Source organism: Escherichia sp. E.sYA108, from assembly GCF_011754335.1.
In the GTDB taxonomy this organism is placed as follows: domain Bacteria; phylum Pseudomonadota; class Gammaproteobacteria; order Enterobacterales; family Enterobacteriaceae; genus Escherichia; species Escherichia coli.
Map to the genome: position 1 here is coordinate 2,693,376 of NZ_JAAQVZ010000001.1, position 26,113 is coordinate 2,719,488.

24 protein-coding genes and 5 pseudogenes are annotated in these 26,113 nt (G+C 48.6%); 12 read left to right on the top strand and 17 right to left on the bottom strand.

The window, feature by feature from the left end; genetic code table 11:
* Positions 1–66: 66 nt before the first annotated feature.
* From dbpA to ydaN, 4 genes are all read right to left on the bottom strand, one after another.
* Positions 67–1,440 carry an ATP-dependent RNA helicase DbpA gene (gene dbpA / locus HBM92_RS12675; RefSeq protein WP_000123770.1) on the bottom strand — a complete coding sequence of 458 codons (1,374 nt, stop codon included), beginning with the start codon at positions 1,438–1,440 and terminating at the stop codon, positions 67–69.
* A 29-nt stretch (positions 1,441–1,469) separates the two neighbouring features.
* Positions 1,470–1,643: a protein YnaL gene (gene ynaL, locus HBM92_RS25605; RefSeq protein WP_001296046.1), complete on the bottom strand. Its 174-nt coding sequence runs from the start codon at positions 1,641–1,643 to the stop codon at positions 1,470–1,472.
* Between the two features lie 274 nt (positions 1,644–1,917).
* Complete coding sequence (gene zntB, locus HBM92_RS12680; protein WP_000387388.1) at positions 1,918–2,901, bottom strand: zinc transporter ZntB; 984 nt, start codon at positions 2,899–2,901, stop codon at positions 1,918–1,920.
* 13 nt (positions 2,902–2,914) lie between these two features.
* Positions 2,915–2,962, bottom strand: a complete 48-nt coding sequence (ydaN, locus tag HBM92_RS25350; RefSeq protein WP_211180494.1) for a protein YnaN — start codon at positions 2,960–2,962, stop codon at positions 2,915–2,917.
* Positions 2,963–3,155: 193 nt separating this feature from the next.
* Between ydaN and dgcM the strand changes: the two genes are divergently transcribed.
* Positions 3,156–4,388, top strand: a complete 1,233-nt coding sequence (gene dgcM / locus HBM92_RS12685; RefSeq protein ID WP_001350888.1) for a diguanylate cyclase DgcM — start codon at positions 3,156–3,158, stop codon at positions 4,386–4,388.
* Between the two features lie 20 nt (positions 4,389–4,408).
* On the opposite strand, the gene smrA is transcribed toward dgcM, so the two are convergent.
* The 3 genes and pseudogenes from smrA to HBM92_RS12700 form a co-directional block, all read right to left on the bottom strand.
* A complete protein-coding gene (gene smrA, locus HBM92_RS12690) occupies positions 4,409–4,972 on the bottom strand; it encodes a DNA endonuclease SmrA (protein ID WP_001046824.1) in 564 nt (187 codons plus the stop codon).
* A gap of 253 nt (positions 4,973–5,225) precedes the next feature.
* Positions 5,226–5,592: pseudogene (locus HBM92_RS12695) on the bottom strand (MFS transporter); the annotation flags it as partial.
* Positions 5,586–5,855: pseudogene (locus HBM92_RS12700) on the bottom strand (biotin/lipoyl-binding protein); the annotation flags it as partial. The pseudogenes HBM92_RS12700 and HBM92_RS12695, both read right to left, overlap by 7 nt.
* A 96-nt stretch (positions 5,856–5,951) precedes the next feature.
* Here HBM92_RS12700 and HBM92_RS12705 point away from each other — a divergent pair.
* Complete coding sequence (locus HBM92_RS12705; RefSeq protein ID WP_000156569.1) at positions 5,952–6,767, top strand: AraC family transcriptional regulator; 816 nt, start codon at positions 5,952–5,954, stop codon at positions 6,765–6,767.
* 173 nt (positions 6,768–6,940) lie between these two features.
* Here HBM92_RS12705 and HBM92_RS25820 read toward each other — a convergent pair.
* A pseudogene (locus HBM92_RS25820) lies at positions 6,941–7,117 on the bottom strand (LysR family transcriptional regulator); the annotation flags it as partial.
* A 20-nt stretch (positions 7,118–7,137) separates the two neighbouring features.
* Here HBM92_RS25820 and HBM92_RS12710 point away from each other — a divergent pair.
* The 4 genes and pseudogenes from HBM92_RS12710 to uspE all read left to right on the top strand — a co-directional run.
* Positions 7,138–7,269: pseudogene (locus HBM92_RS12710) on the top strand (hypothetical protein); the annotation flags it as partial.
* A 10-nt stretch (positions 7,270–7,279) separates the two neighbouring features.
* Entirely contained in the window at positions 7,280–7,795 is a 516-nt protein-coding gene (gene ogt, locus HBM92_RS12715; protein ID WP_000945018.1) for a methylated-DNA--[protein]-cysteine S-methyltransferase, read from the top strand.
* 194 nt (positions 7,796–7,989) lie between these two features.
* The gene (fnr, locus tag HBM92_RS12720; RefSeq protein WP_000611911.1) at positions 7,990–8,742 is read left to right on the top strand and encodes a fumarate/nitrate reduction transcriptional regulator Fnr; all 753 of its coding nucleotides are present in this window, start codon (positions 7,990–7,992) and stop codon (positions 8,740–8,742) included.
* 151 nt (positions 8,743–8,893) lie between these two features.
* Positions 8,894–9,844, top strand: a complete 951-nt coding sequence (gene uspE / locus HBM92_RS12725) for a universal stress protein UspE (protein ID WP_001262123.1) — start codon at positions 8,894–8,896, stop codon at positions 9,842–9,844.
* A gap of 49 nt (positions 9,845–9,893) precedes the next feature.
* On the opposite strand, the gene HBM92_RS12730 is transcribed toward uspE, so the two are convergent.
* The gene (locus HBM92_RS12730; RefSeq protein ID WP_000605090.1) at positions 9,894–10,151 is read right to left on the bottom strand and encodes a DUF2534 family protein; all 258 of its coding nucleotides are present in this window, start codon (positions 10,149–10,151) and stop codon (positions 9,894–9,896) included.
* Between the two features lie 243 nt (positions 10,152–10,394).
* On the opposite strand from HBM92_RS12730, the gene ynaI reads away from it, so the two are divergent.
* On the top strand, positions 10,395–11,426 hold the full coding sequence (gene ynaI, locus HBM92_RS12735) for a low conductance mechanosensitive channel YnaI (RefSeq protein ID WP_000559889.1): 1,032 nt from the start codon (positions 10,395–10,397) through the stop codon (positions 11,424–11,426).
* Between the two features lie 50 nt (positions 11,427–11,476).
* Here the strand turns inward: ynaI and mppA are convergent, their stop codons facing one another.
* Together mppA and pgrR are read right to left on the bottom strand one after the other, a co-directional pair.
* Positions 11,477–13,090, bottom strand: coding sequence for a murein tripeptide ABC transporter substrate-binding protein MppA (gene mppA, locus HBM92_RS12740; protein ID WP_000682995.1), 1,614 nt, complete (start codon positions 13,088–13,090; stop codon positions 11,477–11,479).
* A gap of 336 nt (positions 13,091–13,426) precedes the next feature.
* The gene (pgrR, locus tag HBM92_RS12745) at positions 13,427–14,326 is read right to left on the bottom strand and encodes a DNA-binding transcriptional regulator PgrR (RefSeq protein WP_000817700.1); all 900 of its coding nucleotides are present in this window, start codon (positions 14,324–14,326) and stop codon (positions 13,427–13,429) included.
* Positions 14,327–14,463: 137 nt separating this feature from the next.
* Between pgrR and HBM92_RS12750 the strand changes: the two genes are divergently transcribed.
* From HBM92_RS12750 to mpaA, 3 genes and pseudogenes are all read left to right on the top strand, one after another.
* Complete coding sequence (locus tag HBM92_RS12750; RefSeq protein WP_001529058.1) at positions 14,464–15,384, top strand: alpha/beta hydrolase; 921 nt, start codon at positions 14,464–14,466, stop codon at positions 15,382–15,384.
* Between the two features lie 70 nt (positions 15,385–15,454).
* On the top strand, positions 15,455–16,093 hold the full coding sequence (locus HBM92_RS12760; protein WP_000800178.1) for an SDR family oxidoreductase: 639 nt from the start codon (positions 15,455–15,457) through the stop codon (positions 16,091–16,093).
* Between the two features lie 290 nt (positions 16,094–16,383).
* Positions 16,384–17,112, top strand: a pseudogene (gene mpaA / locus HBM92_RS12765) (murein tripeptide amidase MpaA).
* Here mpaA and ycjG read toward each other — a convergent pair.
* Positions 17,087–18,052, bottom strand: a complete 966-nt coding sequence (ycjG, locus tag HBM92_RS12770; RefSeq protein WP_001304405.1) for an L-Ala-D/L-Glu epimerase — start codon at positions 18,050–18,052, stop codon at positions 17,087–17,089. The pseudogene mpaA and the gene ycjG overlap by 26 nt on opposite strands.
* Positions 18,053–18,170: 118 nt before the next feature.
* Here ycjG and tpx point away from each other — a divergent pair, with 118 nt between their 5' ends.
* Positions 18,171–18,677 (top strand): thiol peroxidase, encoded by a 507-nt coding sequence (tpx, locus tag HBM92_RS12775; RefSeq protein ID WP_000084387.1) that lies wholly within the window; start codon positions 18,171–18,173, stop codon positions 18,675–18,677.
* Between the two features lie 43 nt (positions 18,678–18,720).
* On the opposite strand, the gene tyrR is transcribed toward tpx, so the two are convergent.
* The 3 genes from tyrR to HBM92_RS12790 all read right to left on the bottom strand — a co-directional run bounded on the left by tyrR (position 18,721) and on the right by HBM92_RS12790 (position 22,865).
* Positions 18,721–20,262 carry a transcriptional regulator TyrR gene (tyrR, locus tag HBM92_RS12780; protein ID WP_001304406.1) on the bottom strand — a complete coding sequence of 514 codons (1,542 nt, stop codon included), beginning with the start codon at positions 20,260–20,262 and terminating at the stop codon, positions 18,721–18,723.
* Positions 20,263–20,409: 147 nt separating this feature from the next.
* Entirely contained in the window at positions 20,410–21,471 is a 1,062-nt protein-coding gene (locus tag HBM92_RS12785; RefSeq protein WP_000138728.1) for a YcjF family protein, read from the bottom strand.
* Entirely contained in the window at positions 21,468–22,865 is a 1,398-nt protein-coding gene (locus HBM92_RS12790) for a YcjX family protein (protein WP_001304407.1), read from the bottom strand. Before HBM92_RS12790 ends, HBM92_RS12785 begins: the two co-directional genes overlap by 4 nt.
* Positions 22,866–23,020: 155 nt before the next feature.
* Between HBM92_RS12790 and HBM92_RS12795 the strand changes: the two genes are divergently transcribed.
* Positions 23,021–24,019 (top strand): LacI family DNA-binding transcriptional regulator, encoded by a 999-nt coding sequence (locus HBM92_RS12795; protein WP_000075386.1) that lies wholly within the window; start codon positions 23,021–23,023, stop codon positions 24,017–24,019.
* Between the two features lie 50 nt (positions 24,020–24,069).
* Here the strand turns inward: HBM92_RS12795 and ompG are convergent, their stop codons facing one another.
* Both ompG and HBM92_RS12805 read right to left on the bottom strand, forming a co-directional pair.
* Positions 24,070–24,975 carry a monomeric porin OmpG gene (gene ompG / locus HBM92_RS12800; protein WP_001304408.1) on the bottom strand — a complete coding sequence of 302 codons (906 nt, stop codon included), beginning with the start codon at positions 24,973–24,975 and terminating at the stop codon, positions 24,070–24,072.
* A gap of 44 nt (positions 24,976–25,019) precedes the next feature.
* A complete protein-coding gene (locus HBM92_RS12805; protein WP_000057992.1) occupies positions 25,020–26,102 on the bottom strand; it encodes an ABC transporter ATP-binding protein in 1,083 nt (360 codons plus the stop codon).
* Positions 26,103–26,113 lie beyond the last annotated feature (11 nt).

Genomic DNA, 26,113 nt, shown 5'->3' on the forward strand with positions numbered 1-26,113 from the left:
GCCAGCGTCGCATCCGGCAATGCCTAAGAAGATGTTTACTCTTGCACCCTGCAATTCAACATTTCATTATTTTAATAACCGCACCCGGCACGTTTTTCCTTTAATCTTCCCGCCCTGTAACTGTTTCCATGCTTTATGAGCAACAGCCTGACGCACCGCGACATAAACATGCGCCGGATGCACGGCGATTTTGCCAATATCTGCGCCATCAAGCCCGATGTCTCCTGTCAGCGCACCTAATACATCACCCGGGCGCATTTTGGCTTTTTTCCCGCCATCGATACACAACGTTGCCATTTCTGCTTCCAGCGGCACAATGGAACTATTCGCTGGCAGCGTTTGCCAGTTAAGTTTTATCTGCAACATGTCAGAAATGATATTGGCCCGCTGTGCTTCTTCCGGGGCACAGAAACTGATCGCCAGACCGCTATTTCCTGCACGAGCTGTACGACCGATGCGATGTACATGAACTTCAGGGTCCCACGCCAGCTCAAAGTTCACCACCAGCTCAAGCGATTTTATATCCAGACCACGCGCAGCAACATCAGTCGCGACCAGTACACGGGCGCTACCGTTAGCAAAACGTACCAGGGTCTGATCGCGATCGCGTTGCTCCAGATCGCCGTGTAACGACAATGCACTTTGCCCTACTTCATTCAGCGCGTCGCAGACAGACTGGCAATCTTTTTTGGTATTGCAAAACACCACGCAAGAGGATGGCTGATGCAAGCTTAATAACCGTTGCAACAGAGGAATTTTGCCTTTGCTGGATGTCTCATAAAATTGTTGTTCAATAGGTGGCAGAGCATCTGTTGAGTCAATTTCAATCGCTAAAGGATCGCGTTGCACTCTTCCGCTGATTGCGGCAATGGCTTCCGGCCAGGTTGCCGAAAACAGAAGTGTCTGCCGAGATGCTGGCGCAAAACGGATGACATCATCAATGGCGTCACTAAATCCCATATCCAGCATGCGGTCGGCCTCATCCATCACCAGCGTATTCAACGCATCCAGTGATACAGTGCCTTTTTGCAGGTGATCCAGCAAACGGCCCGGCGTTGCCACGATAATATGCGGCGCATGTTGTAACGAATCACGCTGCATACCGAACGGTTGACCACCGCACAACGTCAAAATTTTGGTATTTGACAGAAAACGCGCCAGCCGACGCAATTCACCTGCCACCTGATCCGCCAGTTCACGCGTAGGACACAGCACTAAAGCCTGGGTTTGAAATAGCGACGCATCAATTTGCTGTAACAAGCCGAGGCCAAAAGCCGCCGTTTTGCCGCTGCCGGTTTTCGCCTGCACGCGAACATCTTTTCCGGCAAGGATCGCCGGAAGCGCGGCGGCCTGCACCGGCGTCATGGTTAAATAACCCAACTCATTAAGGTTTGTGAGTTGGGCGGGAGGCAAAACATTCAGGGTAGAAAAAGCGGTCACAATCTATTCTCGTGGTCATCGACGCAAAGTCAGCAGGCGCGTATCCTCGCAGATCTACGCTCACGATGCGACAATTTAATCGGTTCTTCATCGGGTGGTGGGTCAGGCATGGGTTGCGGGCGAGGGATCGGATCAGGTACTGGAACAGGATCGCCAGGAATCGGTTCAGGGACAGGAATTTGCAAATAAATAAGTGTCGTCATATTTCCCTCCGGTCATTGGGTGGACTCTTAAAGGGTAGACGCTGATAAATAACAGGCAAAAAAAAGCCGACTCATCAAAGTCGGCGTCGTACGAATCAATTGTGCTATGCAGTAATTCAAAAAAGGAAGTAAGACAATATGGAGCGCAACGCCCATCGCTTGACGTTGCATTCACCTGCAAGAGAGATATTGCCCTGAATGGGTAGAGAGTTTATTGACTTCGCTCAAACTTTACGGCGTTTTTGTATACAGACAGCCGGAAAAATTGCTTTTGTTACAACCATTTACTACGATGCAACCATAAAGCAACACCACCAATAAGAACAACTAACAGAATACAAAAAATTGAAAATCCAAATTGCCATCCGCCGCCAGGGATCCCACCAAGGTTGACGCCAAATAACCCTGTCAGAAACGTACTGGGTAAAAAGACCATTGCCATCAACGACATTGTATAGGTACGACGAGCTAAATTTTCCTGCATCACCTGAGCGATTTCATCCGCCATCACGCCAGTCCGTGCTATACAGGCGTCGATTTCGTCAAGACCGCGCCCAAGGCGATCGGCAATATCCTGCATCCGACGGCGTTGGTCATCGCTCATCCACGGCAAACGTTCACTGGCAAGACGAGCATAAACATCACGTTGCGGTGCCATATAGCGACGCATCACAATTAATTGTTTGCGCAGCAGAGCCAGGAATCCACGCGGTGGAATTTGCTGATCAAGGAGATTATCTTCAAGGTCGATAATTTTATCGTGCAGCTGCTCGATAAATTCGCTGGAATGATCGGTCAACGCATCGCACACATCCACCAGCCATCCCCCGCAATCGGTCGGACCAGTGCCTTCTTCCAGATCGCTTACCACATCGTCCAGCGCCAGCACTTTGCGTTGTCGGGTCGAAACAATTAACCGCCCGTCCATATATACACGCATGGCGACCAGTTGATCGGGGCGTTCATCGGTGCTGCCGTTTATACAGCGCAATGTAATCAGCGTGCCTTCACCGAGACGGCTGACTCGGGGCCGTGTGCTCTCGCCCGCCAGCGCATCACGTACGTTATTGGGAAGCAGCGGTGTTGTCGCCAGCCATTGGGCGCTATCATGGTGTACATAATTAAGGTGGAGCCAGCAGGGATGCGCTTCATCAATCACATCTGTATTTTCCAGCGGTTTAACGCCGCCTCTACCATCCAGCATCCATGCAAATACTGCATCCGGGACATTAACGTCCGATCCCTTAATCGCTTCCACAGTGCCTCCATCATCAACGCATTATTTTGTAGTCTAGCCTTCTGGCCCTGTTACGCAACATCTCATCACCCCATTACCCTGAAATGATTAATAAAATTCTGTCTAAATTGAATACAAAAAGCAAAATGCTTTTCCGTATACAAACCGTGTGAAGTGTTAAATAGCGTCTATCATTATCAGAATTATCTGATCATATGACGTGGCTTTTTTGCGATCGGATAGCAACAAAAATTGATAAAAATAATGGGATCTCAATGATTACACACAACTTCAATACCCTGGACTTACTCACCAGTCCTGTCTGGATCGTTTCGCCCTTTGAGGAACAGTTAATTTATGCCAACAGCGCGGCGCGACTGTTGATGCAAGACCTCACGTTTAGTCAGCTACGAACCGGTCCCTATTCCGTCTCCTCACAAAAAGAACTGCCGAAATACCTCTCCGATCTGCAAAATCAACACGATATTATCGAAATACTCACCGTTCAGCGTAAAGAAGAGGAAACAGCATTGAGCTGTCGACTTGTTTTGCGAAAGCTGACAGAAGCAGAACCGGTGATTATTTTCGAAGGTATCGAAGCGCCGGCAACGCTGGGTTTAAAAGCCAGTCGCTCGGCAAATTATCAGCGCAAAAAACAAGGTTTTTATGCGCGCTTTTTTCTGACTAACTCTGCACCAATGTTGTTGATTGACCCCTCACGAGATGGCCAAATCGTCGATGCTAACCTCGCCGCGCTCAATTTCTATGGTTATAACCATGAAACGATGTGCCAGAAACATACCTGGGAAATTAATATGCTCGGGCGTCGCGTCATGCCTATCATGCATGAAATCTCGCATTTACCCGGTGGTCATAAACCTTTGAATTTTGTTCATAAACTGGCGGATGGTTCGACTCGTCATGTGCAGACCTATGCCGGGCCGATTGAAATTTATGGTGACAAGCTCATGTTATGTATTGTGCATGATATTACTGAGCAAAAACGGCTGGAGGAGCAGCTGGAACATGCTGCCCACCATGATGCGATGACAGGATTACTGAATCGGCGACAGTTTTATCACATTACCGAGCCAGGCCAAATGCAGCACCTCGCCATCGCTCAGGATTACAGCTTGTTGCTCATCGACACCGATCGTTTTAAACACATTAACGATCTCTATGGGCATTCTAAAGGTGATGAGGTGTTATGCGCCCTTGCCCGCACTCTCGAAAGTTGCGCTCGCAAAGGCGATTTGGTGTTTCGTTGGGGAGGCGAAGAGTTTGTCTTATTGCTACCAAGAACCCCACTGGATACCGCGCTTTCGCTGGCTGAAACTATCCGCGTAAGCGTGGCAAAAGTGAGTATTTCGAGCTTACCACGCTTTACCGTCAGCATTGGTGTGGCGCATCACGAAGGAAATGAAAGCATCGATGAACTGTTTAAACGCGTTGATGATGCTTTGTATCGGGCGAAAAATGATGGACGCAACCGCGTGCTGGCGGCATAAGCCGCGGATGCGTCTCGAGATCAACGACTGCGCTTAGCGTGGCGCTCCCAGTTTTCTTGCTTCGCCTGCGCCGTTTTACGTAGTGCGACGTAACAAGCCCCGCTGCCGCCATGATGCGGTAGCGCGGTGCAATATGCCTGAACATCATCAAATTCGGTCAGCCAGCGCGCCACATAGCTGCGGACAATATTGGCATGCGATTTATCTTCCCGCCCTTTACCATGAATAATCAGCACGTTACGCAAACCATCCGCCATGGCTTGTTGAATGAAACTGAACATCATTTTGCGGCACTCTTCCACCGGCTGGCGCAAAAGATTCAGGCTCGCCTGTTGCGGATATTTACCACTGCGCAGCTTATCCAGCACCCCGTGTTGCAACCCTTCCCGCCGAAACTCCAGCGGCTGACTTAGCGGGATGATGTCGAGAAATCCGGTGGTGAGGAAATTATCAAGTTGCAGCGTGTCGATACGCTGCGGCGCACGTTGGTTACGCGTTGGATGCCAGTGGACATCTGTAGCACGTTTCAGCGGCTGGACATCTTCCATGGCGTCAAGAAACAGCGATTTGTCGTCAAGGTTCATGTAACCTCCTATGCACCTTCACACGTCGTGATTCAGACGGGTTAATTGTTCATACTTACTGCATCGTTCCCTTCACAGATTGAAACAATACTCTACTTCATACCTGTGAGTATCTGCGCAGGCGGGGCATTTTATACTAGCCTGTTAGCAGTATCGAACAGTTTAGCCCGAGTTTAATTCAGCACAGGCTCCGATCAGGATGATTTATTCATAGCAGGAACCAACAAAAATGCGATAAATAACAGACCACTGATTAGCAGAAAGGTATCCGAAAATGCCATAGTTTGCGCCTCCCTCAGCATCAATTGACTCAATAATTTGGTTGAAGCCAGTATTTCCGATGTCTGGTCACTTCCACTGCGATTAAAAAACAAAGCACTTCTGGAAATGAAGTCATTCACCATATGGGGAACAGAAACCATTTTTTCACCCATTCTCGAAAAATGAAAATTAGTTCGATTATTGAGAATAGAGCCACACAGGGCAATACCAATTGCGCCCCCAAGATTACGTGTTAAATTAAATACACCAGAGGCTAACTTCAGCCGTTCTTTTGGAATTCCCCCCAGCGTTAATGTTACGATGGGGGCCATCGCAAACTGCTGCGAAATCCCTCTAATCTGGCGACATTTGCACGATAATCCCGATCATCGAGACGCAGGATAATATCGCCTTTTTTTACACTCTGATTATCGCGCACCTCTATAGCAGAAATATAACCAGAAACTTTACTTGCCACCGTGGTGATATTACCACCAATGTAAGCATCATCCGTCGTCTGTATAAATCTTCCTTTGCTTACCCACCAGATAAAAAAGACAACGCCAGCCAAAAGAATACCGATCGCTACCACCCCAATAAGCTGTTTTTTAGAAATTATCATCACTCTTTACACCGTATATATCCGGAAACTTGCATACGTCATATTTAAAATTTAACATGGCTTATTTGATGATTTCTGACAAAATACCTACTGTAAATGACAATCACACTGCAACCTAAAGCATCACCAGGGCATCACATTATCGGACTGGATTCGGAACATCTGAATGGAGGCACAGTTCCCTGGCATAAACATCTCTATGCCCAGTTGCTTTACCCGGCTGAAGGAGTCGTTCGTATATGGGCTGGAGAAAGCGTCTGGCTAGTGCATGCCAGCAGCGCGCTTTGGCTGCCCCCACAAATGCCGCATAAGTTTGTTGCGACAGGCAACGTACTTTTAAAAACCGTACTGGTTTCAGAAGCGGAAAGTGAAACGCTGGGAAAAGTTTGCTTCATGACGGGTATTTCACCCCTGTTAAGGGAATTACTAATTGCAATTAACCAACTTCCACCGTCGCAAAGTACCACAGATAAACAACAGTTACGTTTTTCAGCCCTCGAGACGCTGATACTTCAGGAAATAAAAATGGGGGTGAAAATGTCACTTGAACTCCCTTGGCCAAATGATGAGCGGCTACAGCAGCTTTGTGAGAATTTGCTAAACAACCAAGGGTATCTGCCAACACTGGATAATCTAGCGGATAAAATTAACGTCAGTAGCCGTACACTCATGCGCTTATTTGTTAAAGAGACGGGATTAACATTTCGCCACTGGGTTCAGCAAATGCACGTTATTTCTGCAGTGACGCTTCTTGATGATGGATATTCGTTGACCAAAATTGCCCATCGTCTGGGCTATGCCTCAGCTGAATCGTTCGGCAATATGTTTAAGCGTCGAACGGGCTACTCGCCCGGTAAATTTACTCGTCGATTAACGATGCATGATTATGCAATCACAAGGCAAATGATTTAACTTATATTTTCGTGAAATCTGTCACTGAAGAAAATTGGCAACGGATGGGTAAAACCGTTATAACACTGTCACCGGTCACCAGGACCCCAGGCCGGATTTAAGACGAGGATGCACTGCTGTGTGTACTGTAGAGTCTGGCGGATGTCGACAGGCTCTATTTTTTTATTCATTTTTTAGCTCTGTAAATAACCACATTCTCGCCGGGATTGGGGAATGAGTGACGAGATCAGTGGTGTCTGGCGGCTATCACGCCACAGAATCAAATAACGGATAGCCTACGGTAAAATTTCGCTGACTGGAATTTGATGGCTTGCCCTCATTTCTTCAGGCAGAAAAATCAAAAAATCGCTTTATGCTTAAATACTGCGACAAACCAGACGCGAAACCTGGTACTTACTTTTTGTTAGTATTAATCTTTTTGGTGGTATGGCTGCTGATGTTGCTGGCGTGGTATCTTGTTGGCTTGCCGACAGGTCCGGGTATTTACCCACGTTTGTCTTAAGAGAGAACGGATGCTGAGATTACTTGAAGAAAAAATTGCCACGCCACTGGGTCCACTGTGGGTGATTTGCGATGAGCAATTTCGCCTGCGGGCGGTTGAATGGGAAGAGTACAGCGAACGCATGGTGCAGCTGCTGGACATCCATTATCGCAAAGAAAGCTATGAGCGCATTTCTGCCACCAACCCAGGTGGTTTAAGCGACAAGCTTCGTGAATATTTTGCCGGTAATCTTAGCATTATTGATACGCTTCCCACTGCCACGGGGGGGACGCCATTTCAGCGCGAAGTCTGGAAAACACTGCGCACTATCCCCTGCGGGCAGGTAATGCATTATGGCCAACTGGCTGAACAATTAGGCCGCCCTGGCGCGGCGCGTGCCGTTGGTGCGGCAAACGGATCGAATCCCATCAGCATCGTCGTACCTTGCCATCGGGTTATTGGCCGAAACGGCACCATGACCGGATATGCAGGCGGAGTTCTGCGAAAAGAGTGGTTATTGCGCCACGAAGGTTATCTTTTGCTGTAAACATTAAACAATTTGTGCCAGCTTGTTCACACTTTTATGTAAAGTCACCCTTAACAACTTAAGGGTTTTCAAATAGATAGACATATATTTACATCTAATATCGGAATTCTCTGCTGTTAAGGTTTGCTTAGACTTACTTGCTCCCTAAAAAGATGTTAAAATTGACAAATATCAATTACGGCTTGAGCAGACCTATGATCCCGGAAAAGCGAATTATACGGCGCATTCAGTCTGGCGGTTGTGCTATCCATTGCCAGGATTGCAGCATCAGCCAGCTTTGCATCCCGTTCACACTCAACGAACATGAGCTTGATCAGCTTGATAATATCATTGAGCGGAAGAAGCCTATTCAGAAAGGCCAGACGCTGTTTAAGGCTGGAGATGAACTTAAATCGCTTTATGCCATCCGCTCCGGTACGATTAAAAGTTATACCATCACTGAGCAAGGCGACGAGCAAATCACTGGTTTCCATTTAGCAGGCGATCTGGTGGGATTTGATGCCATCGGCAGCGGTCATCACCCGAGTTTCGCGCAGGCGCTGGAAACCTCGATGGTATGTGAAATCCCGTTCGAAACGCTGGACGATTTGTCTGGTAAAATGCCGAATCTGCGTCAGCAGATGATGCGTCTGATGAGCGGTGAAATCAAAGGCGATCAGGACATGATCCTGCTGTTGTCGAAGAAAAATGCCGAGGAACGTCTGGCTGCATTCATCTACAACCTGTCCCGTCGTTTTGCCCAACGCGGCTTCTCCCCTCGTGAATTCCGCCTGACGATGACTCGTGGTGATATCGGTAACTATCTGGGCCTGACGGTTGAAACCATCAGCCGTCTGCTGGGTCGCTTCCAGAAAAGCGGTATGCTGGCAGTCAAAGGTAAATACATCACTATCGAAAATAACGATGCGCTGGCCCAGCTTGCTGGTCATACGCGTAACGTTGCCTGATTCTTCCGCATAACTCACTATCCTTCTGTCATATCATTAAATTTTTCTGATTTATTGATCTGACAGAAGGTTCATCACTGTTTCATTCACCAGATATGGGTTAATCTTTTAATTACAAACTGCGTTGACAGTTGTTGTAAGGAGACCCTGTATGGCTATGTATCAGAACATGCTCGTTGTTATCGATCCTAACCAGGACGACCAACCAGCATTGCGGCGAGCTGTTTATTTACATCAACGGATTGGTGGCAAAATTAAAGCCTTTTTGCCGATCTATGACTTCTCATACGAAATGACCACCCTGCTCTCTCCGGACGAACGTACCGCTATGCGTCAGGGCGTCATCAGCCAGCGTACAGCCTGGATCCACGAGCAGGCAAAATATTATCTCAATGCTGGCGTTCCCATTGAAATTAAAGTGGTCTGGCATAACCGTCCTTTCGAAGCCATCATTCAGGAAGTGATCAGCGGCGGGCACGATTTGGTGCTAAAAATGGCGCACCAACATGACCGTCTGGAAGCGGTGATTTTTACGCCAACGGACTGGCATCTGTTACGCAAATGCCCAAGCCCCGTGTGGATGGTGAAAGACCAGCCGTGGCCGGAAGGGGGTAAGGCGCTGGTGGCGGTGAATCTCGCCAGTGAAGAGCCGTACCATAATGCGCTCAATGAAAAACTGGTCAAAGAGACGATCGAACTGGCAGAACAAGTCAACCATACCGAAGTTCATCTGGTTGGCGCTTATCCGGTAACGCCAATTAATATCGCGATTGAACTGCCGGAATTTGACCCGAGCGTTTATAACGATGCCATTCGTGGGCAACATTTGCTGGCAATGAAAGCTCTGCGACAGAAATTCGGCATTAATGAAAACATGACGCACGTAGAAAAAGGTCTGCCCGAAGAGGTGATTCCTGATTTGGCGGAGCACTTACAGGCGGGGATTGTGGTTCTGGGCACGGTCGGACGCACCGGTATTTCAGCAGCATTCCTTGGCAACACGGCGGAACAGGTGATTGATCATCTTCGCTGCGACCTGCTGGTCATTAAACCTGACCAGTATCAGACACCCGTTGAACTGGATGACGAAGAAGACGATTAACGACTCTTCAATAACTGACAAGGCCCGAGTTATCGGGCCTATTTTTTACTTACTGCTCTTCGCCGCCAAGGAAATAAATTCCCAACGGGATTGCCAGCAACACAGTAAAGACCAGGCTATAAACAAAAATCATCGATGACTGAATCACATACATTGATGTCGTCCACTCAGACAGCGGAATATTGTACTGTTCTATAACGCCGCCGATGGTCGCGCGAGTCACAACCGACGCCGCAATAATGAAAACCGCCAACAAACCAAAGAGAAATTTCTTCCCTTTCGCTGACTTCAGTTTCGCCATAATCATGATGTAATCCTTGTGCAGACAAATTTCTTGTTACCTAAACGTAACAATACCATGACATTTTACCGTTGTCTGCTCTGAAAATCTCACCTCTTAGCTGGATTTACAATCAACGCATTGATTAGTTAGCTAATGTTGCTACTTCCTTCCCTGACTATTGATGATCTGAATGAATTGTCGCGGTAAAATAGTCCCGCCAGGGGTTTCCGGCATGACGACAATTATCTGGAGGAGCCTGATAAAACAATGATCGCTGAACTGTTTACAAATAATGCGCTTAATCTGGTCATTATTTTCGGTAGCTGCGCAGCATTGATTCTGATGAGCTTTTGGTTTCGCCGTGGAAATCGTAAAAGAAAAGGATTTTTATTCCATGCGGTGCAATTTTTAATCTACACCATAATTATTAGTGCTGTTGGTAGCATCATTAACTATGTTATAGAAAACTATAAACTCAAATTTATCACCCCAGGCGTTATCGATTTTATCTGTACGTCCCTGATTGCGGTTATTCTGACGATTAAGCTATTTCTGCTGATTAATCAGTTTGAAAAACAGCAGATTAAAAAAGGTCGCGATATCACCAGTGCGCGGATCATGTCGCGCATTATCAAAATCACCATTATTGTGGTGCTTGTTCTGCTTTATGGCGAACATTTCGGCATGAGCCTTTCTGGCTTGTTGACCTTTGGTGGTATTGGTGGTCTGGCTGTCGGTATGGCCGGTAAAGATATTCTGAGTAACTTCTTTTCCGGGATTATGCTCTATTTCGACCGTCCTTTCAGTATTGGCGACTGGATCCGTTCACCGGACAGAAATATCGAAGGTACAGTAGCGGAAATTGGCTGGCGAATTACCAAAATTAAGACCTTTGATAATCGTCCATTGTACGTACCGAACTCGCTGTTTTCGTCGATCAGCGTAGAAAATCCTGGACGAATGACCAACCGGCGCATTACCACGACCATTGGTTTACGTTATGAGGATGCGGCAAAAGTGGGCGTTATTGTCGAAGCCGTACGTGAGATGCTGAAAAATCACCCGGCCATCGACCAGCGACAAACCTTACTGGTTTATTTCAACCAGTTTGCTGATTCGTCATTAAATATTATGGTTTATTGCTTTACCAAAACCACGGTATGGGCTGAGTGGCTTGCTGCACAGCAAGACGTTTATTTGAAGATTATCGATATTGTACAGTCACACGGCGCGGACTTTGCCTTCCCCAGCCAGACGCTGTATATGGATAACATTACACCGCCGGACCAGGGTCGCTAAATCAGACATCACTGGCGTTATCCACAAGGGTAACGCCAGTTCCCATCACATTAATGCTTCACAATATACATAGTCCGACTGTACGCCACATCTTCAGGGTTATTAATGGGATAACCTTTCAGCCACGGCTTGATTAATCGTCCATTGGTATATTGATAAATTGGTGCAATCGGTGCTTGCTCCATGAGGATTTTTTCTGCCGCGTTGTAATCGGCATTACGCGCTTTAACGGTATTTTCCGTCGATGCCTGGGCCAGAACTTTGTCATATGCCGGATTGTTAAAGCGTGAAATATTCCCGGAATGCGTTGACGTTAATAATGTCAGGAAAGTGGAGGGTTCATTATAATCCCCTACCCACGAGGCGCGGATAACATCAAAATTGCCGGTATTACGGCTATCGATATAGGTTTTCCATTCCTGGTTTTGCAATTTAACATCTACGCCCAGGTTCTTTTTCCACATCGATGCTACAGCAATCGCAATTTTTTGATGGTTTTCTGAAGTGTTATACAAAAGCGTCAGCTTCAGCGGTTTTTGCGGACCATAACCAGCGGCGCTCAACAAAGTTTTTGCCTGCGCATTCAGTTCTTCCTGACTCATTTGTTCAAACGGCGAAGGTTCCGGCGTAAATCCCGCGGTAACATCTGGTGTAAAATGCCACGCTGGCTTTTCGCCCGTCCCCAACACTTTTTCGGTCATCAGGCGGCGATCTATCGTCATACTTAATGCCAGGCGAACGCGCTGATCTGCCGTCGGCCCTTTTTGCGTGTTAAACGCATAATAATAGGTCCCGAGCTGCGGCGGCGTATAAACCTGCCCCGGAATATCCTTCAACAGCTTCTGATACATATTTTTCGGGAAGGATTCGGTGATATCAATATCCCCCGCGAGAAAACGCTTAGTGGCTGCGGATTCCTGATTAATTGGCAGGAAGGTCACTTTTTGCAGTACCGTTTTGGCGTTATCCCAATAATGGGTATTCGGCACCACGACCAGTTTTTCATTGACTACGCGCTCTTTAAGAACATAAGCGCCATTGCCGATCAGATTTCCGGGTTTCGTCCACTCTTTACTGCTTTCTACGTTGGCTTTTTGCACCGGGAAGAAGGCAAAGTTAGCGGTTAAATTCACAAACCACGGCAATGGTTTATCAAGCTGGATTTTCAAAGTATGGGCATCAACTGCGGTGACGCCAAGCTGGTCAGGCGCGGCTTTACCATCAATAATCGCCTGTGCGTTGTTGATTCCCGCCAGCGCGGCAAACCATGCAAATGGCGATAGCGTTTTCGGGTCCACCAGACGTTGCCAGCTGTAGACAAAATCTTGCGCCGTTACCGGTGTGCCATCCGCCCATTTTGCGTTATCGCGCAGGGTAAAAGTCCAGATACGGTTGTCATTACTTTTCCACTGAGTCGCAACGCCGGGGACAATCTCCCCTTTCTCGTTCTGATTCACCAGTCCTTCAAACAGATCGCGAATGACCTGAATCTCCGGCAGGCCCACGGCTTTAGCGGGATCCAGCGACGCTGGCTCATCTTTAATGTGGCGCACCAGCTCCTGCTTCTCTGCCAGTACTGTGCCGCTCGGAACTTCAGCAGCATACGAAAGAGAAATGCTGCTGACCAACAGCGCACAACACGTGACTGAAACAGAGTGCTTCATAAGTTTCCCTCTAACCGACATTAAAATTGATGCGTAATTATTTGTTTCGCCTTAAAGAAATGCAAACAACTTCCATCAAAAAAGTGACAAAGGAAGCATCAAATGTTTTAAGTATCAATATATCAAATCAGATTTAGTGTAAATAATAGTCTCCAAAATGCGGTAAAGCACATAGAACTCCGAACACTACGTTCGGGCTTCGCACGTTCAAACCCGTTTTCGGTATCATAATCAGCATCTGTCGCCATTGTGCGAAGAATAAAAAATAACCAAAACGTTGAAAGGAACTGAGAATACGTTAAGAGAAGAATTAAATTAATGTATCAGCAAGTAGTGCTAAACAGCACCTTTATACTTCAGCCTATCTATAAATAATGAGAATGCCGAGCCAGCATGTCGACGGTGTGGATAGTACAGGTGATAACCGGGTAAATCTGGTGTGAATTTATCCAAAACACGTATCAGTTTTTTTTCTTTAATAGCCCGCTCAACCTGATCATAAGGTAGATACGCCAATCCATGCCCATCAATTGCAGCATCAATGATCAGGTCTATCGTATTCAGTAAAAGCTGACCTTCCATGCGAACACGAACTTCACGTCCACCGCGTATTAATCTCCAGCGATTTGCTGTACCCGATGTGGGAAGATACAAATTAATTGCCTGATGATCTATTAATTGTGACACTGACGTTGGAGCACTTCGACGAGAAAAATAATCCGGTGAGCCAACAATAGCCATTGGTATGTCTGGCCCGATTCGAATGGCGATCATATCTTTATCCATCTCCCCACCCAGACGGACGCCTGCATCAAAACGTTCAGAAACGACATCGGTCAAACCATAATCAATGGTAAGCTGAATATCAATTTCAGGATGCGATTTCAGGAATGTGCGCATAGCTGGTAACAATATCGTTTTTGCTGCATGTTCTACAGTAGTAATACGTATTGTCCCGGATGGGCGGTTCTGCAGATCGCTCAGGGATGTCAGGGCAGAATCTATGTCATGCAACATAGGGCCAAGAACAGACAAAAGATGCTCGCCCGCTTCAGTGGGTACAACGCTGCGCGTGGTTCGCGTCAGAAGCCGCAATCCCAATCGTTCTTCTATACGGCGCACTATCTGGCTTAAAGCTGACTGCGCCATGCTCAGGCGGGCTGCTGCGCGAGTGAAGCTACGCTCCTCTGCAACGACGACAAACGCCATCAGATCAGCGATTTCTTCACGCTTCATTCAGTATCTCCATACAATCTATTAATCATTTAAATGATAGGTCTAATCATGATTTTGGGTCTAATCAACTTAATGATCAATATCTATAGTGATATCACCAACCGTTAAAACGAACCGACAACTCCATGAGGAACGGAATGATGAATAATAAAGTCAGCGTCACTAACAGCAATAATCCAACCATCTCTTTGTCTGCAGTGATCTATTTCCCTCCAAAATTTGATGAAACCCGTCAGTATCCGGCAATTGTGGTATCTCACCCAGGTGGGGGCGTTAAAGAGCAAACGGCCGGAACCTATGCCGAAAAACTGGCGGAAAAGGGATTTGTCACTATTGCTTATGACGCATCTTATCAAGGTGAAAGCGGCGGCGAGCCGCGTCAGTTAGAAAACCCATACATTCGTACTGAAGACGTCAGTGCCGTGATTGATTACCTGACAACGCTTTCTTATGTCGACAATACCCGAATTGGTGCGATGGGAATTTGTGCCGGAGCAGGATATACAGCCAATGCTGCAATTCAGGATCGCCGCATCAAGGCCATCGGTACTGTTAGTGCGGTCAATATTGGTTCGATGTTCCGTAATGGTTGGGAAAACAATGTGAAATCTATTGATGCCCTACCATACGTTGACGCGGGTTCAAACGCCCGAACCAGCGATATTAGCAGCGGAGAATACGCCACTATGCCACTGGCACCAATGAAGGAGTCCGATGCGCCGAACGAAGAACTGCGTCAGGCCTGGGAGTATTACCACACCCCTCGCGCGCAGTATCCAACAGCACCGGGTTACGCTACTTTGCGCAGCCTTAACCAGATTATTACCTATGATGCTTACCATATGGCGGAAGTGTACCTGACTCAGCCGATACAGATTGTGGCGGGCAGCCAGGCTGGGAGCAAATGGATGAGTGACGACCTGTACGATCGAGCATCAAGCCAGGATAAACGCTATCACATTGTTGAAGGCGCAAACCATATGGATCTTTATGATGGCAAAGTCTATGTGGCTGAAGCAATTTCAGTATTAGCTCCGTTCTTTGAGGAAACTCTGTAATGAAACATATTCAAATCCGTAATAGTGATATGGCCTGGCATATTGCTGCCAATAATCTGGGAAAAGTTTCATGAAAAATGTACTGATTCTTGGTGCTGGCGGTCAGATAGCCCGCCATGTGATTAATCAACTGGCAGATAAACAAACCATTAAACAAACTTTATTTGCCCGTCAGCCAGCAAAAATCCACAAACCCTATCCAACTAATAGCAAGATTATTATGGGGGATGTACTGAATCATGCAGCACTGAAGCAGGCCATGCAGGGACAGGATGTTGTGTATGCCAACCTTACGGGGGAAGATTTAGATATTCAGGCAAATTCAGTGATCGCTGCGATGAAAGCCTGTGATGTTAAACGTCTGATCTTTGTTCTTTCCCTCGGTATTTATAATGAAGTTCCAGGAAAATTTGGCGAATGGAATAATGCAGTTATTGGTGAACCCCTAAAACCATTCCGCAGGGCTGCGGATGCAATTGAGGCTTCTGGACTGGAATATACAATTCTTCGCCCTGCCTGGCTGACTGATGAAGATATTATTGATTATGAGCTTACCTCACGCAATGAACCATTCAAAGGTACGATCGTATCACGTAAGAGTGTCGCAGCATTAATCACAGATATCATCAATAAACCTGAGAAACACATTGGTGAGAATATAGGCATCAATCAACCCGGGACTGATGGTGATAAGCCCTTCTTCATGTAAATCAATTATATAGCTACCATCGTACTGTACTATGTGCAGTACGATTTATTAAACTTATTAAGGTGAACTGATCAATCAGATGCGATTAACATGTGTAGAACCAGTAAGAATAAAATACGCCATGTATATAACATTACGACAATTCTAATATCTGCACATCAATGAAAATACAAACAACTTCCGGCAAAAAAGTGATACAAGATCGATGGCATAGCGTTGAAGAAAAGGATTTGATAATCCGCAAAATTTGCACAACACTGCCTGTAATACTTCCTGAACCAGAGACGATCATGACCGTAACTCGCCCACGCGCCGAACGCGGCGCATTTCCGCCCGGAACAGAACATTACGGACGTTCATTATTGGGCGCGCCGTTAATCTGGTTTCCGGCCCCAGCCGCCAGTCACGAAAGTGGTTTGATTCTGGCTGGCACTCACGGTGATGAAAACTCTTCGATCGTCACGCTCTCCTGTGCTCTGCGGACTTTGACACCGTCTTTGCGCCGCCATCATGTGGTGCTGTGTGTGAATCCTGACGGCTGCCAGTTAGGGTTACGGGCCAATGCTAATGGTGTGGATTTAAACCGAAACTTTCCGGCAGCGAACTGGAAGGAAGGTGAAACAGTTTATCGCTGGAACAGCGCCGCTGAAGAACGTGATGTCGTTTTACTGACAGGTGACAAACCTGGCTCCGAACCTGAAACCCAGGCGCTGTGCCAACTTATACACCGCATTCAACCTGCCTAGGTGGTCTCATTCCACGATCCGCTGGCCTGTATTGAAGATCCCAGACACAGCGAATTAGGTGAATGGCTGGCCCAGGCGTTTGAATTGCCTCTGGTAACCAGCGTCGGTTATGAAACGCCTGGCTCTTTCGGCAGTTGGTGTGCAGATCTCAACTTGCATTGCATCACCGCAGAGTTTCCACCCATCTCCTCCGACGAAGCCAGCGAAAAATATCTCTTTGCGATGGCAAACTTGCTGCGCTGGCATCCTAAAGATGCAATTCGCCCGTCGTGAACTGAAGCGCCGGTTCCACATCTACCGCCAGCCAGGTCGGTCCGTCAAGATCGGCGAAACTGACCTGCGGCACCAGCGGTAAAGCGGCGCTAATGGCCCGAGAGGTACACAACATGCAGCCCAGCATCAGACGAAAACCTTGTGCACGCGCTTCAGTCGCCAGCGCCAGCGCTTCCGTCAGACCACCGGTTTTATCAAGCTTAATGTTAACCATCTCATAGCGCCCTTTCAGCGCCTTCAGATTGCTACGAGTATGACAACTTTCATCAGCACAAATCGGTAACGGATGAATAAAATTCTCCAGCGCCGCATCGTCCTGCGCAGGAAGCGGTTGTTCAAGCATCGCAACGCCTAAATCTGCCAATAGCTGGCAACGCGCCGCCAACCCTTCTGCACGCCAGGATTCATTTGCATCAACGATCAGCGTCGCATCGGGCACAGCTGTGCGAATTGCCACCATCCGCTCACTGATAAGATGGTTATCCAGCTTCACTTTCAGTAATTTCGCGCCTGCCTGCCAGAGTGTTGATGCACTATTGGCCATCTGATCAGGCGTACCGATGACTATCGTCTGTGCCGTGGTGACTGTCTCGGGAAGCGTTATGCCGATCAAATCAGCCAGCGATTGCTGCTGTTTTCGCGCCGCCAGATCCCACAATGCACAATCCAGCGCATTACGTGCTGCGCCGGCAGGGAGGATTTTTTGCAACTCCTCCCGTGTCAGCCCTTTCTCTAATTGCGGCACGACGCTCATAATTTGCGCCATTACCGAGGCATCACTTTCCCCATAACGCGGATACGGCGTGCATTCGCCGGTGCCTTTAATACCTTCTTCTTCCAGTTCAACCACCACCACGCGCACTTCACTGCGACTTCCCCGAGCAATCACAAACGGGGTATGTAAGGGCCAGGCCTCCTCAAATACCTTAACGGTTCTCATCTTTACTCCTTGTTGTCGCGGTGGTCTGCGGATTAAGCGCAAATAGCGTTTGCTGTGTTATTGACAGTTAGCATAAACTAGGTGTGACGTTAACTATATGTAAACAGGAAAGATAATCATGTCACAAACCGTTCATTTCCAGGGCAACCCGGTTACAGTCGCCAATTCCATCCCGCAGGCGGGTAGCAAAGCGCAGACTTTTACTCTCGTGGCAAAAGATCTGTCTGACGTCACCCTCGGTCAGTTTGCGGGTAAACGCAAAGTGCTGAACATTTTCCCGAGTATTGATACCGGTGTTTGCGCCGCATCAGTACGTAAGTTTAACCAACTGGCAACCGAGATCGACAACACCGTTGTGCTGTGTATCTCTGCCGATCTGCCGTTCGCCCAGTCTCGTTTCTGCGGCGCAGAAGGTCTGAACAACGTTATCACCCTCTCCACTTTCCGTAACGCTGAATTCCTGCAAGCCTACGGTGTGGCAATTGCTGATGGCCCACTGAAAGGTCTGGCAGCGCGTGCCGTTGTGGTTATTGATGAAAATGACAATGTGATTTTCAGCCAGCTGGTGGATGAAATCACCACCGAGCCGGATTACGAAGCAGCTCTGGCTGTACTGAAAGCATAAGTTAATATGCCTGATGGTGTTGCACCATCAGGCATATTCACGCTTACTCTTCGTTCTTCTTCTGACTCAGACCATATTCCCGCAACTTATTGGCAATCGCGGTATGTGAAACGCCGAGACGTTTTGCCAGTTTGCGCGTGCTGGGATAATTGCGATAAAGCTGGGTTAATACCGAGCGTTCAAAACGGCTGGTGATTTCGTCCAGCGAACCTTCCATCGCATCTTCGCCCACGGCTACCGTTGCGGCGTCATAATCCGGCAACAAAATATCCTGTGGACGCAGCTCATAACCGTCCAGTTGTGTCAGTGCGCGATAGATAGCGTTCTTTAACTGCCGCACATTTCCCGGCCACGCATAACGCGTAAGTACAGTATTCAGATCAGCGGCCAGTTTCGGACGCGGCACGCCCTGCTCGTCGGCAAAGCGGGCGACGAACAACTCGGTTAACGGCATGATGTCCTGCGGACAGTCACGTAGCGGCGGCAGATTGAGCGTCAACACGTTCAGACGATAATAGAGATCTTCACGGAACACGCCTTTTTGCACCAGTTCGACCAGATTCTTCTGCGTAGCACAAATCACCCGCACATCGACATGCACCTCATGGTCTTCGCCAACCCGACGGAAGGTGCCATCATTAAGGAAACGCAGTAATTTCGCCTGCATCCGTGGTGACATCTCACCTATTTCATCCAACAGCACCGAACCACCGTTCGCCTGCTCAAAGAACCCTTTCTTCCCTTCCGGAGCATGACCAAACAGTTCACTCTCGACCGCATCTTCCGGTATAGACGCACAGTTCAGCGCCAGGTAAGGTTTGCTCGCTCTGGGGCTTGCCTGATGACAGGCATACGCAAAGAGATCTTTTCCGGTGCCGGTATCACCCGTAATCAGCAGCGGCGCGCTTAGCATCGCCAGTTTCTGCGCCTGTTCGACAACATGCTTCATTTTCGGGCTGACAGCGACAATTTGACTGAAGGCGCTGACATCCTGGGCGGCGACATTTTGCAACTGACGGCCCATACGAATCGTTGATCGCAGCATCACCACCGCACCGGTCAGGACGTGTTGATCATTTTCATCCTGAAGATAAACAGGCGTAATCTCCATCAGGAAATTCTGCCCATTAATAACGACATGCTCGTTATGCGAATCTTGCGGTTCGCTTTCCAGCCAGCGTAAAAAATTAAAGCCGTTAATCAATTGCGCGGCGGTATGGTTGCGCAGGCGATCCAATTTTTGCCCAAAAAGCTGACAGCTCGCCGGGTTCGCCATATCCACTTTGCTTTTCATATCGACAGAGAGCACAGGTTCAGGCAACGCCTCCAGTAACGCGCTCAACGCCAGATGCTCACGTTCGGAAGGCATCCACGGGACAGTACGCACATCGGTAACACCTGCAATACGGCGTATTTCGGCCATCAGAGTGCTGAAACTCTCAAACTCCAGTTCAGCAAAATTGAGGTAGATTCGCCCAATGGGGTCAATCTCAATACCGCGTAAATCAATGCCTCTTAGCACGAGTAGATCGAGTAATTCGCGGGTCAGACCGAGTCGGTCTTCACAAAAGACTTCCAGACGCATGGGAACCTTCACCTGAAAAAAGAACAATTAATATGATGATATGACACTATTTGGATAGCAGGAAGGTTTCTGTCAACAATCATTGACACAAAGACGGAAAAACGGGCACTTCGGCGTAAAGATATCCGGTCAGCACCCGATATTGCATTATTTTTCGCTGGGCGTTTTGCCTTTTTGCAGAGTTTCTTTCACCTGACCGATAAGCTGACGACGGAAATCCCCGAGGCGAGGTTTGTCATCGTCAATCCACGGCAGCGGGCGGCAAAGCTCCATAGCTTTAATCCCCAGTCGTGCCGTCAGAAGTCCAGCACCAATCCCCTGAGCTGCGCGGGTAGACAAACGCGCAGCGAGATCTTGCGACATCCAGTCCATCCCCACTTCGCGCACCAGTTCGCTGGCTCCGGCAAAAGCAATATTCAGCAATACCAGCTTAAACAGGCGCAAACGGCTGTAATATCCCAGTTCAATGCCATACAGCGTGGCGATGCGATTAATCAAACGCAGATTGCGCCAGGCGATAAACGCCATATCCACCAGCGCCAGTGGGCTAACGGCAATCATTAACGTTGATTCCGCCGCTGAGCGGCTGATTTCGCGCCGCGCCTGGGCATCTAAAACTGGCTGGACCAGGTGAGCATACAGGCTGACCACTTCACGATCGTTCTGCGTTTCATGGATTGAGGCATACCAGCGCTGCAGCGCCGGATGTGACTGATCGATGCCCGCCTGCTGCGCCAGTTTTTCGCAGAATGCACGGCCTTTACCCGTGCCGTGACTGTGCAACAAATCGCGCGCTTCGTCGCGTTCATGGGCGCGCTGTCGCAAGCGCCATAAGCGCCGCCACTCTGTTACCACAGAACCTACGCCAGCGCCGATAATCAATGCCCCAGCGGCACATCCACCCAGCGCCACCCAGTCCTGGGTTTGCCAGGCGTTCATTGTCCACTGCACGCCCTGCCCGACAACGCTTGCGCCAAACAGAGCCAGCCCGCCCATCACCATTTTGCGCCACAGGCTGCGTTTCGGACGTAACGCTGCGTCCATCACCGCTTCAACTTGCCCCTCTTCTTCCTGCGCTTCATCGAGCGTGGCTGGGGCAAAATTTTGCGCCTGATTTTCGTCAAAGGTCTGCTGCGCCCTGAATTTTGGATTCTGATCGACCTCCAGTGGACCGTCGAAATCAATACGTGGTTTTAACGGTTCGGTCATCGCAATTTATCTCCTATTAAAAATTCCAGCGCAGCATCAAGACGAATATGCGGTAGCGGTTTGTCGACATCCATCACCTGCGGACGAAACGCCTCAAACTGGAAGCCTTGCTTATCCCAGAACGCCTGACCTGGCAAACGTGCGGGAACTTCGCCAGGATAAACAGTGAGCGGTGCGCCATCGCTGAGTCGATTACCGCGCAGCGCCGGGATTTTCTCACCGTTAACATCAATAATTCCGCCGGTGGTCGCCTGAACAGACGCCAGCCCCAGGCAGTCCATACTGATCCCTTCGAACGCCGCATTTTGCCAGGCATCCTGAATCAGTTGTTGCAGCAATGAAACCATATTGGCGTGCTGATCGATGGTCACATGGTCCGCTTTAGTGGCAGCAAACAATAGCTTATCGATAACCGGCGAAAACAAACGCCGGAACAGGGTACGCTGCCCGTAGTGGAAACTTTGCATCAGCTGCGTCAGCGCCAGACGCATATCATTAAATGCCTGTGGTCCACTGTTGAGCGGTTGCAGGCAGTCCACCAGCACAATCTGGCGGTCAAAACGCAGGAAGTGATTCTTATAGAACCCCTTCACCACTTTCTCGCAGTAATAATTAAAACGCTCGCGCAACATTCCGGCATTGGTGTGCTTATCGGCCTGCGCCAGTTTGGACTCGCCCCAGGCATCGACATCTGGCCATGGGAAGAATTGCAGCGCGGGCGCTCCTGCCATATCGCCAGGCAAAACAAAGCGTCCTGGCTGAATAAAGTGCAGCCCCTGCTGTTTGCAGTGGTGGAGATAATCGGTCCACGCGGCGGCAATGTCTGCCAGTCGGTTTTCGTCGGCAGGCGCTAGCGGGTCCAGCCCTTCGCACATCATTCGCCATTTCGCCGACCATTCGCCGCGCTGACCATTGAGTAAGCCCGTCATCTGGCGCGACCAGCTTAAATAGTCCTGCGCCAGCATCGGCAGGTCGAGCAACCATTCGCCGGGGTAATCCACAATCTCCAGATACAGCGTGGAGGTGTCCTTAAAGTGGCGCAGCAGCGAATCGTTCGATTTATAGCGTAGCGCCAGGCGAATTTCGCTGACGCCGCGCGTTGGCGTCGGCCAGGCGGGAGGATCGCCATATAACTGCGCCAGTCCTTCATCATAGGTGAAGCGCGGAATGCCAAAGTCACGCTGAGGAATGCGTTTTACGCCCAGCAGGCGCTCTTCACGCACCGCACTTAAAAGCGGCAAACGTGCTCCGGCATGAATATTGAGCAACTGATTAACCATCGCGGTGATAAACGCTGTTTTGCCGCTGCGGCTAAGTCCGGTTACAGCGAGGCGCAGATGTCTGTCGACACCCCGATTCACCAGCGCATTGAGTTCATTTTTAAGTCGCTTCATTGCTGTCCTGTGCTGCTCTGAAGACCAGAAAAAAAATCGTTCGTAAGAATATGAATGTGGGGGCCAGGCCATTGATTATCAACTACCCGTGTTGTCATCGACGGGCGAACTCCATAAGATGTGCAGCATTCACGTTCGGACGGAGTTCCTGACCTATGTCCCCTACTATTTATGATATTGCCAGGGTTGCAGGCGTATCAAAATCCACCGTATCACGCGTGCTGAATAAGCAAACCAATATCTCCCCGGAAGCGCGCGAAAAAGTGTTACGGGCCATTGAAGAATTACAGTATCAACCAAACAAGCTGGCCCGCGCGCTGACCTCTTCGGGTTTTGATGCCATTATGGTGATTTCTACCCGTTCGACCAAAACTACGGCGGGTAATCCGTTTTTCTCTGAAGTTTTGCATGCCATCACCGCCAAAGCGGAAGAAGAAGGTTTCGACGTGATATTACAAACGTCGCACAATCCAGCAGAAGATCTGCAAAAATGCGAAAGCAAAATTAAGCAGAAAATGATTAAAGGCATTATTATGCTAAGTTCGCCTGCCGATGAATCCTTCTTTGCACAACTCGACAAATACGAGATCCCGGTGGTGGTGATCGGTAAAGTTGAAGGTCAATACAGCCATGTTTATTCCGTCGATACCGATAATTATGGCGACAGTATTGCGCTAACCGATGCGTTAATTGAAAGCGGGCATAAGAATATTGCATGCCTGCATGCGCCGCTTGATGTTCATGTTTCAGTGGATCGGGTAAATGGTTATAAGCAAAGCCTGGCTACGCATAATATTGCAGTGCGTGATGAATGGATTGTTGACGGCGGTTATACCCATGAGACAGCATTAAAAGCAGCACGGGAATTATTAAGCCAGTCACCGTTGCCTGAGGCAGTGTTTGCTACTGACAGCCTGAAATTAATGAGTATTTATCGTGCGGCGGCAGAGAAAAACATTGCTATTCCGCAGCAGTTAGCGGTGGTGGGTTATAGTAATGAAACGCTGTCGTTTATATTAACGCCTGCACCAGGCGGCATCGATGTTCCGACGCAGGAGTTAGGTCAACAAAGCTGCGAGTTATTATTCCAGCTAATTGCCGGAAAACCGTCACCACAAAATATTACCGTTGCTACGCATATGTCGTTGAAATAAATGTATGCCGGATTTGGCGCTCGCCCCGCATCCGGCAATTTAGCACATTATCAGAACGAGTAATTCACCCCAACACCCGCATAATGGAATTTATCGCTGTCGCCTTCGTCGTGATCCTGCCACTCAAACGCGTATTCCAGCGAAACGGAAAGACCATTCTGGAAATCATAACCGTAAAATAAACCCACACGGTTAAAATCATGGCCTTCACGTTCAATATCATCCTGCCAGTCCCAGTTACTCCAGCGATCCAGCCCAATGCGCGTATACGGCGTCACCGAGTGGTTGCCGAGCGTCAGCAGCAAATAGGCGCGAATTTCTTGCGTGGAAAACTCACCGTTATTGCGGCTATCATCCATATTGAAACCGCGCTCGAGATAATAGTTCACTCGCAAGGCAACCGTTTCGTTGAAGGTATATTGCAGACCCGTTTCCGTTTCGACACGGGTATCAGCGTAACCGGTCGTGTTCAAATCGTTGGCAAATTTATACATCGACAGCCAACCGTTGAAACGTAAATCGTCAGTCAGTTTCACATCCCAGTCTGGCGCAATTTTCCAGCGCTGCATATTCGCCGTGTCTTTACCCGGTTCATCAACGTAGTGATAACCATAATTACGGAAACCACCAGTCAGACCGAAACTGAAATCATCGCTTTCGAGGAACTGATAATGTACCTCCAGCTCCGGGCGATCAAACCACGTTCCACGTTTACCCGCGCTATAATCTACCGGCCCTTCCTGATAATAGGCCAGAGAAATTCTCCACGGCCCGTTGGCGGCATTAAAATAGACAGAAGGCTCCGCCAGCCCATCCATATCTTCGCCATAACCTTCGACGTTTTCTATTTCGTACATCGCGCCGATATTAAAGTGCCAGTCGTTCTTTTCCTCGGCCTGTGCGCAGGCCATTCCCGCACACATCACCAGTGCGGTACAGAGTAATAACTTTTTCATTATTGTTCCTTGTATTATCCTGGGAGAATGCCTTCCCCCTGTATTTAGCAAATTGCTATTTCCGTTTCTGCATCAAAGAAATGACATTTAGTCATATCAAAATGAATAGTGATATTTTCTCCTGCATGATAATCATTTAACGCACCAGCACGGACCACTAACTCGTGCCCCCCAACCGTGGTGTAGAGCATAAATTCCGCACCGGTTAATTCCGCCACGCTAATTTTGGCGGAAATGTTATTTTCCTCTTGCGCGTCCGGATGAATATCTTCCGGGCGTATTCCCATTACGATGGGCTTATGCAAACTTTCCTGTGTTTTCAGAACCGCTAATTTCTCTTCGGGTATGGTTAATTTAAGCGTTTCCGTAACGAATTTATTGCCATCGATCGTGCCGCGAATAAAATTCATCGCTGGTGATCCAATAAATCCGGCAACAAACATATTCGCAGGTTGGTTATAAACCGTTTTCGGCGCACCGACCTGCTGAACAATCCCATCCTTCATAATGACAATCCGCGTCGCCATGGTCATCGCTTCGGTCTGATCGTGGGTCACGTAGATCATGGTGGTGTTCAGTTTCTGATGCAGCTTGCTGATCTCTGCGCGCATTTGCACGCGCAGCTTGGCATCCAGGTTAGAGAGCGGCTCATCCATTAAAAACACGCCCGCTTCGCGCACAATCGCCCGCCCAAGCGCCACTCGCTGACGTTGCCCGCCGGAAAGCGCGCCCGGCTTGCGTTTCAGGTACTCACGCAGGCCGAGAATTTGCGCCGCCCAGTTCACCCGCTCATCAATCACCTCTCTGGCGATTTTTTGCATCTTCAGGCCAAACGCCATGTTGTCGTAGACCGTCATATGCGGATACAGCGCGTAGTTCTGGAACACCATCGCGATATTGCGTGCTTTGGCTGGAACGTCATTCATTCGTTTGCCGTCGATCAACAGATCACCGCCGCTGATCTCCTCAAGCCCGGCAATCATACGCAGGGTGGTCGATTTACCGCAGCCCGACGGACCGACAAACACGATGAACTCTTTATCGGCAATCTCCAGGTTGAAGTCCTTCACCACATGCACCTGGTTATCGTAGATCTTTTGAATATGTTGTAACGAAAGCTGTGCCATGTTGATTCCTT